This window comes from Candidatus Thiosymbion oneisti (assembly GCF_900092655.1).
GTDB lineage: Bacteria > Pseudomonadota > Gammaproteobacteria > Chromatiales > Chromatiaceae > Thiosymbion > Thiosymbion oneisti.
Genome location: NZ_FLUY01001123.1, coordinates 1 through 981, shown reverse-complemented (window position 1 = coordinate 981; position 981 = coordinate 1). Strand labels below are relative to the sequence as shown.

The following is a 981-nucleotide window of genomic DNA, read 5'->3' as shown; positions in this document are numbered from 1 at the left end:
ACCCAACCGAACACCGAAGCACGCGCCTAACCCGACCTACCACGACCAGCGGCCGGCAGCTAACTTAATGGCATTGATCCTTCCCCTATCGGAGAGTTCGTCGCAAAACAGTGAAAACTGTCGGCTAAAAATGGCTTATTCTCTAGTGTGGAGCACCTTTTGCCCAACAAGACAAATTCAACCAACCTCCTTCGTCGGCGGCTGATTCAGACGTTATGCTCTAAAAAGACATCTCGCCGGAAGTACGCTATACTGTACAAAATTGAGTACGTTTTTGAGGTGAGATATGCATCATCCAATCATTGATCAAGACATTCGTCCAATGTCCGAATTTCGGTCAGGGGTCGCATCATTCATCAAACAAGTCCATGAAACTAAAAGACCTTTAGTAATTACACAGCATGGTAAAGGTGTAGGTGTTCTTCTTGATGTGGCTGAATATGAAGCAATGCGGGAAAAAATTGAATTACTTGAAGACATTCAAACAGCTATTGTGCAATTGAATGAGGGGAACGGTGTTGAGCATCATAACGCAAAGAAAATGATATTAGCCAGGTTGAATAAATGAGTATAACTTGGTCTCCACTAGCTATAGACAGAGTATCTGAAATTGCTGAATATATCGCACAAGATAAACCAAGAGCCACTGAAAAATGGGTAGATAAAATATTTACTCTGGTTGAAAGACTGGATGAATTTCCTGAAAGTGGGCGTGTAGTGCCTGAAATCAAGAACAAGGCTTTCCGTGAAATTATAAGTGGCAATTATCGAATTATATATAAATATGAAAATACTGAGGTAATAATACTCACCGTGCGACATGGTAAACAAATACTTCCTATTGAAGAAATTAAAGCATAACAAGGCAAATCCGGGTAAAAACGCAGGTAAAAACGGGGACAGCCCCTGAAGTATCCCCACAAAATTCCCCTTCGGCGTCAGTCGGCCAGGAGGACATTATGATCCTCCGCGACCCATTGA

3 protein-coding genes are annotated in these 981 nt (G+C 42.2%); all 3 read left to right on the top strand.

The genetic code is table 11. The features are described 5' to 3' along the window. A partial coding sequence (locus BQ17_RS22665) for a hypothetical protein (RefSeq protein WP_218068236.1) occupies nucleotides 1-205 on the top strand: 205 nt, incomplete at its 5' end. Nucleotides 206-286: 81 nt separating this feature from the next. Continuing rightward, complete coding sequence (locus BQ17_RS11420; RefSeq protein WP_089727166.1) at nucleotides 287-568, top strand: type II toxin-antitoxin system Phd/YefM family antitoxin; 282 nt, start codon at nucleotides 287-289, stop codon at nucleotides 566-568. Further along, nucleotides 565-861, top strand: a complete 297-nt coding sequence (locus BQ17_RS11415) for a type II toxin-antitoxin system RelE/ParE family toxin (protein WP_089727163.1) — start codon at nucleotides 565-567, stop codon at nucleotides 859-861. Before BQ17_RS11420 ends, BQ17_RS11415 begins: the two co-directional genes overlap by 4 nt. The last annotated feature ends 120 nt before the right edge of the window (nucleotides 862-981 follow it).